General features: G+C 43.4%; 13 protein-coding genes and 2 tRNA genes. 9 read left to right on the forward strand and 6 right to left on the reverse strand.

The genetic code is table 11. The features are described from left to right. The first annotated feature begins 46 nt into the window (after positions 1-46). Positions 47-1,330 carry a glycoside hydrolase family 99 protein gene (locus AC57BQ_RS02515; RefSeq protein WP_496404777.1) on the forward strand — a complete coding sequence of 428 codons (1,284 nt, stop codon included), beginning with the start codon at positions 47-49 and terminating at the stop codon, positions 1,328-1,330. A 188-nt stretch (positions 1,331-1,518) separates the two neighbouring features. On the opposite strand, the gene AC57BQ_RS02520 is transcribed toward AC57BQ_RS02515, so the two are convergent. Beyond that, positions 1,519-2,091 carry a sigma-70 family RNA polymerase sigma factor gene (locus tag AC57BQ_RS02520; RefSeq protein ID WP_496404778.1) on the reverse strand — a complete coding sequence of 191 codons (573 nt, stop codon included), beginning with the start codon at positions 2,089-2,091 and terminating at the stop codon, positions 1,519-1,521. A 202-nt stretch (positions 2,092-2,293) separates the two neighbouring features. Between AC57BQ_RS02520 and AC57BQ_RS02525 the strand changes: the two genes are divergently transcribed. The 5 genes from AC57BQ_RS02525 (at position 2,294) to AC57BQ_RS02545 (ending at position 13,110) form a co-directional block, all read left to right on the forward strand. Beyond that, positions 2,294-3,460, forward strand: a complete 1,167-nt coding sequence (locus tag AC57BQ_RS02525; protein WP_496404779.1) for a FecR family protein — start codon at positions 2,294-2,296, stop codon at positions 3,458-3,460. Positions 3,461-3,663: 203 nt separating this feature from the next. Continuing rightward, positions 3,664-6,975 carry a TonB-dependent receptor gene (locus tag AC57BQ_RS02530; RefSeq protein WP_496404780.1) on the forward strand — a complete coding sequence of 1,104 codons (3,312 nt, stop codon included), beginning with the start codon at positions 3,664-3,666 and terminating at the stop codon, positions 6,973-6,975. Between the two features lie 11 nt (positions 6,976-6,986). Further along, a complete protein-coding gene (locus tag AC57BQ_RS02535; RefSeq protein WP_496404781.1) occupies positions 6,987-8,798 on the forward strand; it encodes a RagB/SusD family nutrient uptake outer membrane protein in 1,812 nt (603 codons plus the stop codon). A gap of 30 nt (positions 8,799-8,828) precedes the next feature. Next, on the forward strand, positions 8,829-9,809 hold the full coding sequence (locus tag AC57BQ_RS02540) for a discoidin domain-containing protein (protein WP_496404782.1): 981 nt from the start codon (positions 8,829-8,831) through the stop codon (positions 9,807-9,809). 94 nt (positions 9,810-9,903) lie between these two features. After that, positions 9,904-13,110, forward strand: a complete 3,207-nt coding sequence (locus AC57BQ_RS02545; RefSeq protein WP_496404783.1) for a glycoside hydrolase family 2 TIM barrel-domain containing protein — start codon at positions 9,904-9,906, stop codon at positions 13,108-13,110. A 144-nt stretch (positions 13,111-13,254) separates the two neighbouring features. On the opposite strand, the gene AC57BQ_RS02550 is transcribed toward AC57BQ_RS02545, so the two are convergent. Beyond that, positions 13,255-13,339: transfer RNA gene (locus AC57BQ_RS02550), tRNA-Leu, on the reverse strand. An 88-nt stretch (positions 13,340-13,427) separates the two neighbouring features. After that, positions 13,428-13,500, reverse strand: a tRNA-Gly gene (locus tag AC57BQ_RS02555). A 294-nt stretch (positions 13,501-13,794) separates the two neighbouring features. Here AC57BQ_RS02555 and AC57BQ_RS02560 point away from each other — a divergent pair. Further along, complete coding sequence (locus AC57BQ_RS02560) at positions 13,795-14,040, forward strand: GlsB/YeaQ/YmgE family stress response membrane protein (RefSeq protein WP_370998825.1); 246 nt, start codon at positions 13,795-13,797, stop codon at positions 14,038-14,040. Positions 14,041-14,103: 63 nt separating this feature from the next. Here AC57BQ_RS02560 and AC57BQ_RS02565 read toward each other — a convergent pair whose 3' ends face one another. Continuing rightward, entirely contained in the window at positions 14,104-14,784 is a 681-nt protein-coding gene (locus tag AC57BQ_RS02565) for a GNAT family N-acetyltransferase (RefSeq protein ID WP_496404784.1), read from the reverse strand. Positions 14,785-14,917: 133 nt separating this feature from the next. Here AC57BQ_RS02565 and tam point away from each other — a divergent pair, with 133 nt between their 5' ends. Further along, positions 14,918-15,685: a trans-aconitate 2-methyltransferase gene (gene tam / locus AC57BQ_RS02570; protein ID WP_496404785.1), complete on the forward strand. Its 768-nt coding sequence runs from the start codon at positions 14,918-14,920 to the stop codon at positions 15,683-15,685. Between the two features lie 61 nt (positions 15,686-15,746). Here the strand turns inward: tam and AC57BQ_RS02575 are convergent, their stop codons facing one another. Together AC57BQ_RS02575 and AC57BQ_RS02580 are read right to left on the reverse strand one after the other, a co-directional pair. Continuing rightward, a complete protein-coding gene (locus tag AC57BQ_RS02575) occupies positions 15,747-16,175 on the reverse strand; it encodes an SRPBCC family protein (RefSeq protein ID WP_496404786.1) in 429 nt (142 codons plus the stop codon). Between the two features lie 117 nt (positions 16,176-16,292). Continuing rightward, positions 16,293-16,727 carry an SRPBCC family protein gene (locus AC57BQ_RS02580; protein WP_496404787.1) on the reverse strand — a complete coding sequence of 145 codons (435 nt, stop codon included), beginning with the start codon at positions 16,725-16,727 and terminating at the stop codon, positions 16,293-16,295. A gap of 184 nt (positions 16,728-16,911) precedes the next feature. On the opposite strand from AC57BQ_RS02580, the gene AC57BQ_RS02585 reads away from it, so the two are divergent. Continuing rightward, a complete protein-coding gene (locus tag AC57BQ_RS02585; RefSeq protein ID WP_496404788.1) occupies positions 16,912-17,241 on the forward strand; it encodes a hypothetical protein in 330 nt (109 codons plus the stop codon). The last annotated feature ends 36 nt before the right edge of the window (positions 17,242-17,277 follow it).

Genomic DNA, 17,277 nt, shown 5'->3' on the forward strand with positions numbered 1-17,277 from the left:
TTTTGAATGCTTAAAACCAATAACCTCAATAAAACCTCATGCAATTATGAAAAAGATACACTTTGCAGTCATGTGTTTTTTAATGTTAAGTGTAGCGGCCTATGCGCAAAATAAACATTCAAAAGTTACCCGGTACCCAACTTATCATGGTTTGGTAATGGCCGGTTACCAGGGTTGGTTCAGGGCCGAGGGCGACGGTACTAAATCGGCCTTTAGTCATTATTTTGCCTCTGAGAGCCATTGCGGCATTGATGCCTGGCCCGATGTAAGCGAATACACCAATACCTACGCTACGCCGTTTAAACTGGCCGACGGAAGCCCGGCCAAACTATTCAGCTCGCATGATCAAAGTACGGTGGACCTGCATTTTAAATGGATGCAGCAATATGGGGTTGACGGTGTTTTTATGCAGCGCTTTATGGGCTATACCAAAAGCGCGCGTGGACGCCGGGAAACAGGCGTTGTGATTAAGAACGCGCTGGAAGCCGCCTCAAAATATAACAGAGCCATCGCTATCATGTATGATCTTTCGGGCCTTAATGCTACCGGCGAAGATTGTTCGGCCATTATAGCCGACTGGAAATACTTGGTTGATTCATTAAAGGTCACAAACCAGTCTGGTAATAAAACTTATCTTAATAATAACGGCAAACCTGTGGTAGCCATCTGGGGGCTTGGCTTTCCAGACAGGCCGTATAATATCCGTAATATCGGCATCCTGAAACTGATAGACTTTTTAAAGCATGATCCGGTTTATGGCGGTTGCGCTGTGATGCTGGGGGTGCCCACCTTTTGGCGCGATCTGAATGCTGATTGTTTAAATGATCCGTTTTTACACGAGGTGATCAAACAGGCAGATATCGTATTACCGTGGACTGTACAGCGTTTTTCGCCTTTACTGCATAATGATATGGATCGCTATCGCGATCTGATGATCGGTGATATGCAATGGTGTAAAGCCAATCACCTGGAATATGTACCCTGTGTTTATCCTGGTTTTAGTTGGCATAACTTGAGTACCTATGAGTTTCCGGATGATGTTAAACCGGTGGCATCCATACCGCGGCAGGGCGGGCGTTTTTATTGGCAGCAGATCTCCACGGCTTTACAAGCCGGCGCTTCCATGCTTTATGTAGCCATGTTTGATGAGGTTAATGAAGGTACCGCTATTTTTAAAGTGACCGACAAACCGCCTGTGAGTAATACGGCCAAATTCATTGATATGGATGGCAAACCCAGTGATCATTATTTATGGCTAACCGGCGAAGCCGCTAAAATGTTGCGCAACGAAAAGCCGCTGAGTTATACGATGCCCGTACGTGCTAATTAGGATAGGGAAATACGGCCCAAATAACAGAATTGAACCGGTACATATAAAAACAAAAGCCCTGATACGAACATGTATCGGGGCTTTTGTACTCAGAGCGGGAAATTATTTGAACACATTTATGGCTTTCTGATGATTTTGTCTTTTACCAAGTACTGGATCAGCTCTTTCCTTGATAGGGACTCCGGGCATTATCTAAAAAAAATAAACAGGATCAGATAAATGTGTTTAAAGCAGACCTTTAGATGCCTTACTGCAAGTGTTAATTGGTTTTCAACGGTCCGTTTAGAGATATGTAGCTGTTCGGCGATCTCCTGGTTGGAAAGACGATCAAAACGGCTCAGCTCAAAGATCTGCTGGCACCTTTTTGGTAATTTGTCAAGATATCCGCTGAATACCTTATCGATCTCCTCCTGCTGGATACGGATGTCCCCGAGGTTGGGTTCATGCAGATTGTCAGCGGTAAGATGTTCACGGAAAATGATCTCCAATTTTACAGCCTTCCTGCGTTTATAGATCTGAAAACGAACAGAGGTCTGCATAAAACTATAAAAAGAAACGATCTCCAGTTCTTTGCGACGGTTCCAGATGCTTACAAAAATATCGTTGACCACCTCGGCGCAGGCTTCTGTATCATCCAGGTAATAATGAGCTGTCTTATAAAGACTCTTCCAATATCGCTCAAACAGGGAATTAAATGCCGTATGGTCATCCATACGCACCGCCTGCCACAGTTGAATATCTGATTTAGGGGAGCTCAGCATTATAATTGGTTGGAAATAATGAGATAAAGAAACATTTTAAAATAATCAATACCAAACTAAATTAAAAAAACTCCATAAATTTTCGGCTAAATCAGGGGCTTCAGGTATAGGATCCGGGTTAACTTTCAGGGCATTTTAAATAAATAAAAAAAGTATGTGTGTTTTTTAAAGAACCGAGTACTATAGTTATATAAGCCAATGTATGTCTAAGCAAGATTTTATTTCACTTTATGAAAAGTTCCTTTCCGGAAAATGCTCCGACGAAGAAAAGAAGCTTTTAGAGACGTACTATACCGAAATAAAACTGATGGATAATCAGTGGGAAAATTCATTAGGTGACGAAGATGAGATCAGGAAGGCGATCGTTTTCAGGATAGAATCAGATACTGATTATCAGGAGCCTCTAATCAGAACAAATCACCGGAGGTATGGCTGGCTGGGATACGCTGCGTCCATTCTGTTGGTGGTAGCAGCAGGTCTGATTTCCTGGTATTATTTTTCAGAAAGGCAGCAAATGGATCAGAGCGCTAAAGCCAATAGACAGCGCAACGATATTCATCCCGGAAGTAACCAGGCCTATCTGAAATTAGCCAGCGGGGTATCTATCATGCTTCAGGGGTTAAAGAACGGCGAGATTTCCAATTCAGCAACTATAAAGATCAGTAAAGTCAGTGATAGCATAATAACTTATTCTGCTAACCAGCGCGATCATGGCAATCCTGCTATTACGGCCGATAGCAACTCGCTTGTCATTCCCAAAGGCGGCATATTCCAGACAATATTATCCGATGGGACTAAGGTATGGCTTAATTCAGCATCGTCGTTGAAATACCCGGTCGCTTTCGCTGGTAAAGAGCGGCGTGTAGTCCTTTCCGGTGAAGCCTACTTTGAGGTAGCCAAAAATAAAAACATGCCTTTTAAAGTGTCTGTTAACGGCGTAGATGTACAGGTACTGGGAACTCATTTCAACGTACTGGGCTATCCTGATGAAACGGAGATAAAAACCACGTTGCTTGAAGGATCGGTCAAACTGCAATCCGCAAAGGGAAAGACATTACTGGTTCCTGGTGAACAGGGTGTATTCAGCCATCAACGTACCGACTTCGCGGTTAGTAAAGTAAATACAGAGGATGCTGTTTCCTGGAAAGAAGGCTTTTTTGTATTTGACAATGAAAACATACAAAGCATTATGCCGAAGATTGCCAGATGGTATAATATAGAGGTGGTGTATCAGGACAAGCCAGGGCAAAGCAAGCTTGGCGGTACCATTTCCAGATACAAAGATATCAATACTGTATTGAAGGCACTTGAATCCACAGGTGCAGCTCATTTTAAAATTCAGGGAAGGAGGGTGATCGTCATGGCTTAACACCTACTTCACTTCAATTTTCTTAGTTCTAAATAAGACCAGGAGCAGGTCGAAGTGCTCCGGGTCTTTGCCTTACGGCATTAAGGATTAATAACCGATTATTCGTAAACCAATTATTTACTAACCTTAACCAAATGTATAAATTTTCTATTGCATTCCCGTGCAAAGGGGATTCCCTTGTCCTATCAAAAATTTTGTTGATAATGAAACTCACATTTGTTTTTTTGCTGGCTGGGTTACTCCAGGTAAGCGCTGCAAGTTATGCGCAGAACGTCAGTCTGAAGGTCAAAGATGCTTCTCTGTTAAGCATTTTTAAACAGCTGCATAAGCAGAGCGGCGTAGAGTTCGTGTATGATAACAAAATTCTAAACGAGTCAAATCCGGTCAGTATCAACGTGGTAAACCAGCCACTATCCAAAGTACTTGACCTATGTTTTGCCAAGCAGCCGATAAGTTATGAGATCATTCAGAACATGATCCTGATCAAAAGAAAAGTGGTTAAAGAAAATCCGCCGGACCCTGTTCCTTTCCAGATACTGCCCATCGTAGTAAGTGGTAAGGTTACAGATCAGAAAGGTATGTCAATACCCGGGGTGACCGTAAAATTAAAGGATGGAAACATTAGTGTTTCAACCCGGAAGGATGGTACTTATTCTATCAAACTGCCCGACGGAAATGGTACCCTGGTATTTAGCTTCATTGGGTACAGCACCGAAGAAGTGCCTGTAAATAATAATAAAGAGATAAATGTCGTCATGAAAGAGGTAGCCACCGGCCTGAATGATGTTGTGGTGGTAGGGTATGGTCAGCAGAAAAAAGTGAGTCTGATTGGTGCCATAAGCACCGTAAATGCAGAGGAGCTGAAACAGCCGGTTGCTAATTTAACTGATGTTATAGCAGGACGTGTGGCGGGTGTTATCGGTGTGCAGCGCAGCGGGCAGCCAGGCTACGACGGTGCCGAAATATACATCCGGGGTATTTCTACTTTTACCAACAGTGGCCCTCTTGTGCTTGTAGATGGGATCGAGCGTGATTTTTCTAATGTGGACCCTGAGGATATTGCCAGTTTCAGTATCCTAAAAGATGCATCAGCGACCGCGGTTTACGGAGTGCGCGGCGCCAATGGCGTTATCCTGATACAAACTAAAAAAGGCAGGGTTGGGAAACCGACTATCAATGCGCAGTACGACCAGGGGATTACTCAATTCACTAAGATCCCAGAGTTTGCGAACGGGATAACTTATATGCAGATGGCCAATGAAGCCTACCACAATAGTAACCCCAATGACCCTAATCCGAAATATTCCCAGGACAGGATACAGAAAACAGCCAGCGGTGTTGATCCCGACCTTTATCCCAATGTGGACTGGTTTAAAGTCCTGTTCAATAAGTTCGGACAAAACCGTAGAGCAAGAGTTAATGCCAATGGCGGATCAGAGAATGCACAATACTATCTTTCTGTTGGATATTATGATGAGAATGGCTTGTATAAAACAGATCAATTAGCAAGCTATAATTCCGCTATCAAATTTAACCGGTATAATTTTACCTCCAACCTTACTTTAAAGGTGACCAAAACCACCAAGGTTGAGTTTGGCGCTGCCGGATGGATCAGCAATGGTAATTACCCCGGGAACTCGGTTGACGCGATCTGGAGTTCGGCTTATCTGCTCCCGCCAATTGTGATCCCTCCGGTGTATTCCAACGGCCTGCATTCTCAGATCAGAACCGGTGATATAAACAACCCTTATAACCTGTTAACTCAAAGTGGTTATGTAAGTGAGTTTAAAAGTCAACTTTGGAGCAATATTCGTGTTACACAGGACCTTGGGGCTATATTGAAAGGGCTTTCCGCAACGGGTATGTTCTCTTTTGACAACTACAATGCCCATATTATCAGCCGAACCAAAAGTGTTGATGGCTATCTGGCATCCGGTCGTGATGTCAAGGGTAATTTAATTCTGGATAAGACAGCTATCGGAACCAGCTTTTTGGGTTACAGCAGATCAAATGGAGGCACACGTCAGTTTTACACCGAGGCGGCTATTAACTACGCCAATTCATTTGGTAAGAACAGTGTCAGCGGATTGATTCTCTTTAATCAATCTGATAAGGAAGACGCGTTCGCCAATGACTTTATCAGCTCCATACCTTACCGATATATGGGTTTGGCCGGTCGTGTTACCTATGCTTACAACAACCGCTATCTGGCAGAAGCTAATTTTGGCTACAATGGCTCCGAAACATTTGCACCAAATCATCGATTTGGATTCTTTCCGTCATTCGGTGGTGGCTGGGTGCTATCCGAAGAGCCTTTCTTTAAACCACTCGCTAAAACCTTTCAGTTCGTCAAACTAAGATATTCGTACGGCGTTGTTGGAAACAGTAATATTGGCGGCCGCCGCTTCGCTTACATTTCTACAGTAGGAGGGGGTAACGGTAACTATTCTTATGGTCAGAATGGTGTGGATCAAAGTATCAACGGACTCGATATTGGTGACTATGCGGTTAGTGTAACCTGGGAAAAAGCGAAAAAACAAAATCTGGGGTTGGAGATCAAGATGCTGGATAACCTCATCTCATTAACAGCAGATGTATTTCAGGAGAACCGGACTGGTATCTATCGTCAGCGTGGAGATGTACCAAATTACGTGGGAATAGGTACTTTACCTTACGCCAATCTTGGAGAGATCCATAACCGCGGGCTTGATGCGACCCTGGAATTGAATAAAAAAATAGGCGCAGATTGGCAGTTGGGTTTAAGAGGGAATTTCACCTGGAACCGGGCCATTGTGATCAATGACGCCAATGCGCCCTGGCCATATCCATGGCAACAGCGGATCGGCCGTAAATTTGGACAGCGGTTTGGTTACACTGCGTTAGGCTTATTTACCAGCGATGCCGATGTGGCCAACAGCCCTTACCAGACTGGCACTAATAAAGCAGGAGATATCAAATACAAGGATCTGAATGGTGACGGTAAAATAAACTCCTATGATCAGGGTCCGATTGGCTATGGAAGTATTCCCGAAATTGTTTATGGCTTTGGTCCCACCATCAGTTGGAAAGGGTTTGCTATTGCGGGATGGTTCAAGGGAATCAGCAATGTAGATATATCTCTGAATGGTGATGGGCTTCAGCCTTTCAGCCAAGGCGGCGAAAGAGGTAATCTACTGGCCCAGATCACAGACCGCTGGACACCGACCAATCCTAATCCGCATCCGTTGTATCCGCGCCTTACCTACGGTAACGATAATATGAATTATGAAAATAGCAGCTGGTGGGTCAAAAACGGAGCATTTATGCGCCTGCAAACACTGCAGCTAAGCTATGATTTTGCTGGCGCAAAATGGCTGACACACACAGGCATGTCGCACCTTAGTGTTTATTTTATCGGCTATAACCTGTGGACGGTGAGTGGCTTTAAATTGTGGGATGTTGAACTGGGAGATGGCAGAGGAGCACAGTATCCTCTGTTAAAAACCTACAATATGGGGGTTAAATGCACATTTTAATAATGGCTTTTATGAAAAGAACAGATATGAAAACTACGATCTTAAAATACAGCGCAGCCTTGCTGACCATTATGTTAGTTTTTAATACAGGCTGTAAAAAATACCTGGATCAGGTGCCAAATGACCGGGAAACTATCGAACAGGTATTTCAAAAAAAGGGCCCATCAGAACAGTACCTTGCCAATATATATAGCTATATAGATGATGAGGCAGACCAATGGAGCTCCAATCCCTGGCTGGGAAACGCCGACGAGGCAGATGTTACCTGGTCCAAGTATACTATATACGCGTTAAACATTGGCAATATCAGTGCCGGTAATGCTCTTTTTGATACCTGGGGGTATTACTACAAAGGCATCCGTTCGGCCACCTATTTCCTGAATCATATTGATGGCAATGCCGAGATCCTGGCACTCAACGGGCAGCAGCTGATCGATCAGTATAAAGCAGAGGCCAGGTTTCTTCGTGCTTATTATTATTTTTTACTGATGCGTCAGTATGGGCCGGTGGTACTCATGGGTGAAAAAGAGATCCCAGCCGATGCCACCGCGGATGCTATGCAGTTGCCGCGCAGCCCATACGATGACTGTGTAAACTATGTGAGCAGTGAGCTGGATAAGGCGGCTGCGGTGCTGCCCCGGATACCTTCCAATAATGGCCAGCCAAGTGATGCTCAATACGGGCGTGCCACAATAGGAATGGCGTTGGCCCTTAAGGCCAGGCTGTTGCTGTATGCAGCAAGTCCGCTATATAATGGAAATACAGATTTTTCAGGCTTTAAAACCCTCGATGGAAAGTTACTGATCAACCAGTCCTATGATATACAAAAATGGAAGAAAGCAGCCGATGCTGCAAAAGCGGTTATTGATATGGGCCTGTATTCATTATATAAAGATCCGGGTGGTGACCCCATCAAGTCATACCAGGGTATCTTTCTACAGCCCTGGAACACTGAACAGATTTTCGTTAGAAAATCTAACGGTTTGCCCAATTTTGATGTGAATGCTATGCCGAGGCAGGCGGGCGGATGGAATGGGATTGGCGTAACCCAGGAACAGGTAGATGCCTATTTCATGACTGACGGCAGGCCGATCAAAGAGTCTTCACTTTATTCAGAGACCGGCTTTACTACTGTTAATGGTGTCCAGATCTATAATATGTATATCAACAGGGAGCCCCGTTTTTACGCTTCTGTAACCTATAATAACAGCGTTTTTCAAGGCGGAACCATGCAGGCTCCTGCACCGATCTCTTTTTTCGCAAGTGGGCCTAACGGAAAGAACGGCCACCCTACCGACTGGACAAAAACGGGTTATCTAGTAAGAAAGAATGTTGCCCCCCAAACTAATGCAGGCTCTGGCGGCACAGGTGCGCAACAGCAACGTCCCGAGATTTTGTTCAGATTGGGAGAGATATACCTGGACTATGCAGAAGCTCTGAATGAATACGCTCCCGGGAATCCGGATATTGTTAAATACCTCAACCTGATCAGAGACAGGGCAGGTATTCCCCAATATGGCAATGGCACCAACTCCTTATCTGTTCCTTCGGCGCAGTCGGATATGCGTACCCGCATATGGCAGGAACGGAGAGTGGAGCTTGCCTTTGAGCAAATTCGCTGGTTCGATATCAGGCGCTGGAAGATCGCGCCACAGGTTATGGGTGATGTACATGGGATGGATATCAGCAAAGATGATAACAGCTTTTATAAAAGGGTTGTGGCGAGTAATCACCTGTTCCGTTCACCTGCATCTTATTGGTTCCCGGTGAGCCAGTACGATCTCGACAGGGAAAAATTAATGGTTCAAAACCCCGGGTGGTAATTTTTAATCTGATCACTTTAAATCAAAATCATGTTAATTCAACATATCTCCAAAATCATACTATTCTTTCTGTGTTTAGGCTGCTGTGCATGGTTGTCTGGCTGCAAGGATAAACTGGAACTGCCTAATCAACCTGTAGATAGTTATAACCGTGTTTATATGCCGCAGGCAGTAAACAATCCGATTAGTAAAACGCTGAAAATAACGGACAGCGCACAAACCTTAATATACGGTGCTAATTTCGGAGGGCAAGGTTATCCCGGTGCCGATATACCAGTTGCGTTTGCTATTAACAAAGCGGCAGCGGATAGCTTCAATGTTGCTAATAAAACCAGTTATCCTGTACTTCCTGATGGTAGCTATATTTTGTCTGCTCCCAGTGCTGTAATTCCAAAAGGTCGGCTAAGTACCTCTCCCTTAACCATCAGCATTAAAACGAACGGAACGGGTGCCATGGATGCCCTCAAAACCTATTTGTTGCCGGTTAGTATAACAAGCGCTACAATAAAGTTAAACCCTACACTACGTACAACTTTCTATCTAGTGACAGCTCAACCTGATTTTAACGACTACCCCGTTTATGACAGATCCAACTGGCAGGTGATCGGTTTTTCTTCACAAGAAGCTAACGGTGAAGGGACGGATAATGGCCGCGCCATATTTGCGCTTGACGGCAGCACTGCCACCTTTTGGCACACCCAATGGTCTGGTGCCTCTCCCGGACCTCCCCATTATCTGACTATTGATATGGGTGAAGTAAAAACACTGCACGGCCTTTCATTTGTTGGCAGACAGTCTGATGGCGGCGGGAAACCAAATGACGTCAACGTGCAAACCAGCCTGGATAATGTTACCTGGACCGATGCCGGAGCTTTTAATCTGCAAAACAATAAGGATCTGCAGAAACAGTTCCTTCCCGGAGGGTTTAAAAGCGCACGATATTTTAAGGTGATCATCAATTCCGCATACAATGCTACTTATACGCAAATAGCTGAGTTAAACGCCTTTTAAAATCACTCCCCATAGGTTGTCCCATCAACCTATGGGGTTTATTTATAGCCAAACATTCATTCTGTAAAACCAATTTCAATTAACATCAATACTTATGAATAACCCTTTTTCCAGAAAACAATTTGTTAAACTTTTACTGATCTCCAGTTTTATTTTTAGTTATAAAATAAGCCTCGGATTTCAGCAGCAAAAAAGTACGGGGCTATCTAAATCTGATACTGCCTTTGTGCCAAAAGAAATTGAGGACCCCGAAAATATCGGTATAAATAAAGAAGCCAATCATGCTACCCTAATGCCGTACGCTACTTTAAAGGAGGCCCTGGCTGCCAATCGCCACGCATCTACCTTTAGCCGAAGCCTGAACGGCTTGTGGAAATTCAATTGGGTTGATTGGCCCCAAAAACGCCCGGTTGAATTTTATAAGCCCGGTTATGATGTATCCGCGTGGAAGGATATCAAGGTACCTTCTAATTGGCAGATTGAAGGTTATGGCACTCCATACTACAGCAATTTTACTTATATCTTTCAAAAAGATTTTCCAAGGGTGATGAGCACCCCGCCCGAAAAATATACTGCCTACAAAGAGCGTAATCCGGTTGGCAGTTATCGCCGTGATTTCACTGTCCCTGCCGACTGGAAAGGCCGCCGTGTTTTTATCACCTTTGATGGTGTGGATGCCGGTTTCTTCATCTGGGTCAACGGCCGCAAGGTTGGTTACAGTGTTAACAGCAGGAATGCCGCTGAGTTCGATCTCACTAAATACCTGCAGCCGGGCAAAAATACTTTAGCTGTTGAAGTTTACCGTTTTACTACCGGAAGTTATCTTGAAGACCAGGATATGTGGCGCCTTAGCGGCATATTCAGAAATGTTACTTTATGGAGCAGCCCAGAGGAACATATTCGTGACTTCTTTATAAAAACAAACCTCGATAAACAATACAAAAATGCAGAGGTTGTTGTAAGCACCAAAGTGAAAAATTACGGCACTACTGCAACTAAGTCTCGTGAGGTTAATGTTTCCCTGTATAATGGAACTGTACCGGTTCCGGGAGCTACTGGTAAAAAAGTAATTCCTTCGTTAAAGCCAGGCGAAGAGGTGATGGTTGATGTAAAGTTCAACGTGAGTGATCCGCAAAAATGGACAGCTGAAACACCTAAACTTTATACTTCGGTGATTACCCTGAAGGAAGGCGGGCTCAGTATAGAAACGCTGTCTTCGCGTACCGGCTTTCGCAGCATAGAGATCAAAGGTCGCCTGTTCACCGTAAACGGAGTTCCGATCAAATTAAAGGGTGTAAACCGCCACGAGAACTGGCCAAATGACGGTCACGCGGTTACCGAGGAACAAATGATCAGGGATATCGTCCTTATTAAACAGGCCAATTGTAATCATGTGCGTACCTGCCATTATTCTGATGATCCCCGCTGGTACGAACTGTGTGATGAATATGGCATCTATCTCGTTGCCGAAGCCAACCTGGAAAGCCATGGCGCCTGGGATGAATTTAATGAAGAACCAAGGATCAAAGCGGCACTTATTGAACGCAATGTAGCTAATGTGGAGAATTTCAAAAACCACCCTTCAGTGATCATCTGGTCATTAGGTAACGAATGCGGCAGCGGCGGTTCGAATTTCAGGGCCATATTAAAAACTATCAAGGGCATTGACACCAGCCGCCCAACACATTACCAGGGCTTTGGTATAGGCGATAATAATCCTGCCGATATGGATAGCGAGATGTACACCGATGTTCAGAATTTGGAAAAGCATGCGAACGATAAAAATCTTACCAAGCCATTTTACCTGTGCGAGTATGCGCATGCCATGTTCAATTCTATGGGTTCGGTAGATATTTATAATGACCTGTTTGATAAATACCCTCAGTTATTGGGTGGCGCTATCTGGGAATGGCAGGATCAGGGCGTATACAATAATCGTGATCCTAAACACCCGATCACGGCTTTTGGGGGAGGCTTTGGTGAATACCCGAACGACCAATATTTCATCCATAAAGGTGTGGTATTTTCTGACAGGTCGCTGAAACCGCACTATCCCGAGCTCAAACATGCTTATCAATGGATCACTATCCGTGCAAAAGATCTTAAAAACGGACTGGTTACAATTAAGAACCGTTACCAGTTTATTAACCTTAGCGGACTTACTGCAAAATGGAACCTAAGTGAAGATGGCAACACCATATCCTCGGGTAACTTAATCGTAGGTCTGGTTAATCCGGGAGCAGAAAAGGACGTCAAGATCCCGTTTAAAGTAACCCCAAAGCCCGGGGCCGAATATTTTCTAAGAGTTTCATTTGACCTTGCTGCTGATAAATTGTGGGCAAAAAAAGGCTACGAAGTTGCCGAACAGCAGTTTGAGCTGCCGATTGGCATTCCTGCGCTTGCTGACAGATCGCAGGGAAGTGTATTAACTTTAAATGATTCAAAAGAAGAGATCAAAGTAAAGGGAGCCGATTTTAGTCTTGAATTTGACAAAGTGAAGGGCACTTTCTCGAAAATGGAAAAAGCCGGCGAAAGTATCCTGCAGAAAAATGGCGGCCCAATGCTGCATCTATGGCGTGCACCGCATCGTAAAGATGATATGTGGGCTTATAGCGACTGGCAGAAAAATGGATTAAAAGATATTAATTGGGTAGCTGATGAGGTAAAAAGCACGCAATTAGCCACAAACGTAGTGGAGATTAAAGTGAACCTGACCGGAACCGGTAAACATGATTTTGTTGTTCATCACCAGGCAGTTTATACCATTAACGGCAAAGGTGAGATCAACGTTGTTAATAATGTTAGCTTCAGCGATCCTAAACTAATACTGGCTCGTATAGGTGTGCGCATGTTCCTGAACAAAAACCTTGATCAGTTTGATTATCTGGGCCGTGGACCAATGGAAAATTATGGCGACCGTAAAAGTGGTTTTGACGTGGGGCATTATTCCAGCAGCGTAGTTAAGCAGATGACTCCATATGAAAAACCTATGGAATGCGGTAATCATGAAGATGTGCGCTGGGCTAATGTTAAGGCCGCAAAGGGAACGGGAATAAAAATCAAACAGGTTGATTCCTTATTACAGGTAGCTGCACTTCCTTACAGCGATGAGGAAATGGAAAATGTAGAATACAAAATAGATCTGCCCAAAAGCAAAGGCACGGTACTTTGTATCAGTCATAAAACGTTGGGTGTTGGCTCCTGGGGTTGCGGACCAAAACCACTGGAACCTTATTTGGTATATGCAAAACCAACGGTATTTAGCTATCAGATACTGTTAACCACACCAGAGAACAAATAGGATCTTAAAAGCATTAACCCTTATGAAATAATAAAAAACGTTCGCAAGTACCGAGATACTTGCGAACGTTTTAGCCTATGGTCGGTGTTATCACCGCACCATCAAAAACAAAAGCCCTGATACGGGCGTGTATCAGGGCTTTTGTACTCAGAGCGGGAATCGAACCCGCACTCCGTTTACGGGAACAGGATTTTAAGTCCTGCGTGTCTACCAGTTCCACCATCTGAGCGGATAGGTCTTACTCCATGTAAAATTACACAAGAGTAGGCGATTAACCTTTTAAAAATAAAGCCCAACTTTTTGAAGGAAGGGCTTTGAGCGAAAGACGAGATTCGAACTCGCGACCCCGACCTTGGCAAGGTCGTGCTCTACCAACTGAGCTACTTTCGCGTTGGGAGTGCAAATATAGACAGAAAACCATATTCTGCAAGCACAAAAATAAATTTGGCATGTTTGGCATAATTTCAACATACCACAACGTTTTAAATAATGGAAACTTTTATCTGGAAATATTGAAGGATAATAAATATCTTTATATAAAACCTAAGGATAGTTTGGAGAGGTGTCTTTAAAGCCTGGAAAAGCTATGTAAAGCAATCCTCTTAAATACGAGCATAACCAGTAGCATCAAATCTGCTATTGGTAGTATTATCTATTGATTTTTTAACTTAAACTCATATAATTATGCACTTATTATTTCAAATTTTATTAGGCGGTATTGCCGGTTGGCTCGCAGGGAAAGTGATGAAGGGTGATGGTTATGGAATTATTATCGATATTCTGTTGGGTTTGGTTGGCGGATGGGTTGGTGGTGCTATCTTAGGATGGCTTGGTATCCATTGGGGTGGGAGTATCGGTTATCTTATTACGGCCTTTTTGGGTGCTGTATTACTGGTATGGATCTCAAGGCTCATCAAAGGTAATTCATAACATAGGCATAACCGGTAGTATTATAAAACAAATAAGCCCAGCATTTTATGCCGGGCTTGTTTGTTAAATCTTTTGGATGATATTGAAAATCATTTCTTTCCTGATCGAAAAGCCTAATTTTTGATAAAGCTTGATAGCAGTTGCGTTATCCGTGCGTGAATGGAGATAGGGAATTCCTGATGCTGCTATAATTTGACCTATATGATAGTTAATTAGCGTACCCGCATAGCCTTTGCCATGATGGTTGGGATGGGTACACACCGCGCTAACTTCGATATAGGGTGATGGCTGTGTGCGATATCCTGCCATCGCAATTAATTCATCATTGCTGAAAATTCCTTTGTAATTGCCAAAATCAATGGTGCGTTCAGAAAAGGGCCCCGGATTGGTCATTTTGGTTAATGCAAGCATAGCGGGTATATGTTGCTCCTGTAAAGTGACCAGTTCATGATTTAAAGGGTTTGATGGTATTGGGGCATCAAATACCATCTGTAATATTTTCATATGGTTCAGCACCTTCCATTGATCGGGAATGGTAATTTCTTCGGCCGAAACAACGGCCAAAACCCGTTGATCGCTTACCAGTTCATAAAGCATATTAAAGTTGGCTACTGAATAATCTTCAAAACCAACAAAGGGCGCTACGTTTTCGGCAAAATATTTAACCTCACTGCTGCCCTGGGCCAGGTCGCTGTTTCCTGATATTAAGGCATTCCAGATGGGGTTGTCGAGCAGATGTTCCATTATAATATAAGGGTGTGAACAGGCAAAATTAAAAGAAATACCGGAGTCAACCGTTATCTTATGGTAATAACGAGCAGGGCCTTGGTTACAATTTTTTCATCCATATTTTGTTTAATATTAAATATAAAAATATATGAGTTGGTCATCAGCACAGTATTCAAAATTTGAGAACGAGCGTAACCGTCCTGTCCGCGACCTGCTTTTTAATATCCCAATAACCGAAGTAAATACCGCTGCGGATATTGGATGTGGGCCTGGTAATTCAACAGAGTTGCTGCGTACCCAATTCCCAAATGCTAAAGTTACGGGTATGGACAGTTCTGAAAACATGATAGAGGCGGCTCGTAAACGTATGCCAGATGTCCATTTTGAGGTCGACGATATTTCTACATGGCGCGATCCGGGACCTTATGATGTTATCCTGGCTAATGCTGCTTTGCAGTGGGTGCCTGATCATCAAATACTTTTCCCGGCACTGATCAGTAAACTGACTAAAGGAGGCTGCCTTGCAGTGCAAATGCCCGACAACTTTGATGAACCCGCGCACCGCCTCATGCGTGAAACCGCCGCGAACGGGCCCTGGACCGCTAAATTAAATCAGGCATCAAAACGAATGACCAGGGAAGGTGCCGAATGTTATTATCGTAACCTACGCGATAGGGTTACTACGCTGGATATCTGGCGTACAGTGTATCATCACCCGCTTCAGGGTGGTGCGGCAGCAATTGTAGAGTGGTTTAAGGGAACTGGCCTCCGCCCGTTTATTGAGCCGCTTGATGATGTCGAATGCAAGGCTTTTTTAGCACAATATGAAGAAGGAATTGCTAAGGCATACCCGCAATACCCGGATGGTTCGGTATTGTTGCCATTTCCGAGATTGTTTATCGTGGCAACTGTGTAAAAACAAATTTCAATATAGATCCTGATATGAATAAGTATCAGGATCTATATGTTATGTTTATTTACGCAAGAGCTTCTGTATACTTTTTAAAATTATCAAGGATAGCCTGCCAGCCTCCCCGTTGCATTTCGATAGGGTTTGTGCTTTCCGGATCAAAGGTTTCAATCACTTTAGTAGCATTACCAAGATCTTCAAAAACGATTGACACCTTTCTGCCGTCACCAACAGTATATTCAATAAGACTATACTCCTCCACAGCGGTGTAAACACCTCCAAAATCAAAGCTAAAGCTGCCATCCCTGGCTGCCATAGTGGTTGTGAAGCTTCCACCCAGGCGCAGATCATTATCTGCATAAGGTGCGTGCCAGTCGTCTGAGGCCTGGCACCATTGGGTAATATGTTCGGGTTTTGTCCATGACTCCCAAACTTTTGCTACTGGAGTATTTACGATGCTCTCTACTGTAATTGCGGTGTTATTTACTGTTTCCATTTTTAATTGCTGTTTTGTTTTGATAAAATAAAGGTAAGGCGACATATTCAAATAAAACGGGGGCAATCACGACAATTATAGGGTGTAGATTGCATGAACGACAATTAAGTAAAATCGCTAAGATTGTTCGCACAGCTTTTTTAAAACATCAAGCGTTACCGTCCAGTAAAAATCAAGATGTTTATAGGTTACCTCATCCGTGATATTACTCAGGGTTAAGGTAAGTTCAGCCTGAATTGCTATTGGGCTCAACACAAAACCAACTGCGATATAGTTTTCGGGTACATCAGGCAGGCCGGAAAGTGTGCTGCAATAATTATATTGAAAAACCTTTTCCGGTTCAAATTGCAGGATGGTTCCTTTGTTTTCAAAACTTGTCCAGTGCAAACTCCCCCTGAAAATGATGGGGCTTCCAATTTGCCAGTCAGTGATCACATTTATTTCCGTGTCCAGCATCCATCGCTTTATTAATTGCGGATTTGTTAATGCGTCCCACACATTTGATGCAGTGGCGTTAATAGTAACGGTCTTACTTATTTCCCTTTGGGTCATTTCCTATTAATGGTGAGGTTCAAAAACTGAAAGTAATTGAATTTCCTGTTGATAGGGATGGATATTAAATATTTGATATTCAGTTGACGGACGCTGATAGTATATTTACTTAAATAATGAAGCGATAAAACAATTAAGTAATAATTGGGGTTCGCAATTATTACATATCTTCAATATTATCAAATTGAAATTCCCCATCATTATTGTAGCTCCTTTTCTTAGGGTAAGTGGTATGGCTATTTTCCCTTTTATCCTGGTGAAACATCCGGATTCAAAGAATGATACCCAGCTTATCAGGCACGAAACCATCCATTTGATGCAAGAACTGGAATTATTGATCGTGCCTTTTTACATGCTTTATCTCATCAACTATTTAGTCAACCTGGTAAAATACCGGGATCATGAAAAAGCTTACCTGGATATTATTTTTGAACGCGAGGCATACGCTCGCGAAACTGACATTGACTACCTAAAACAACGGAAGTTTTGGGGATGGCTAAAGTTTGTTAGGTAAACATGACCTTATTATTGAACTTGACAAGCAAAAATA

The sequence above is a fragment of the Mucilaginibacter sp. BGA-UO-ETr-C110 genome, from assembly GCF_059567985.1.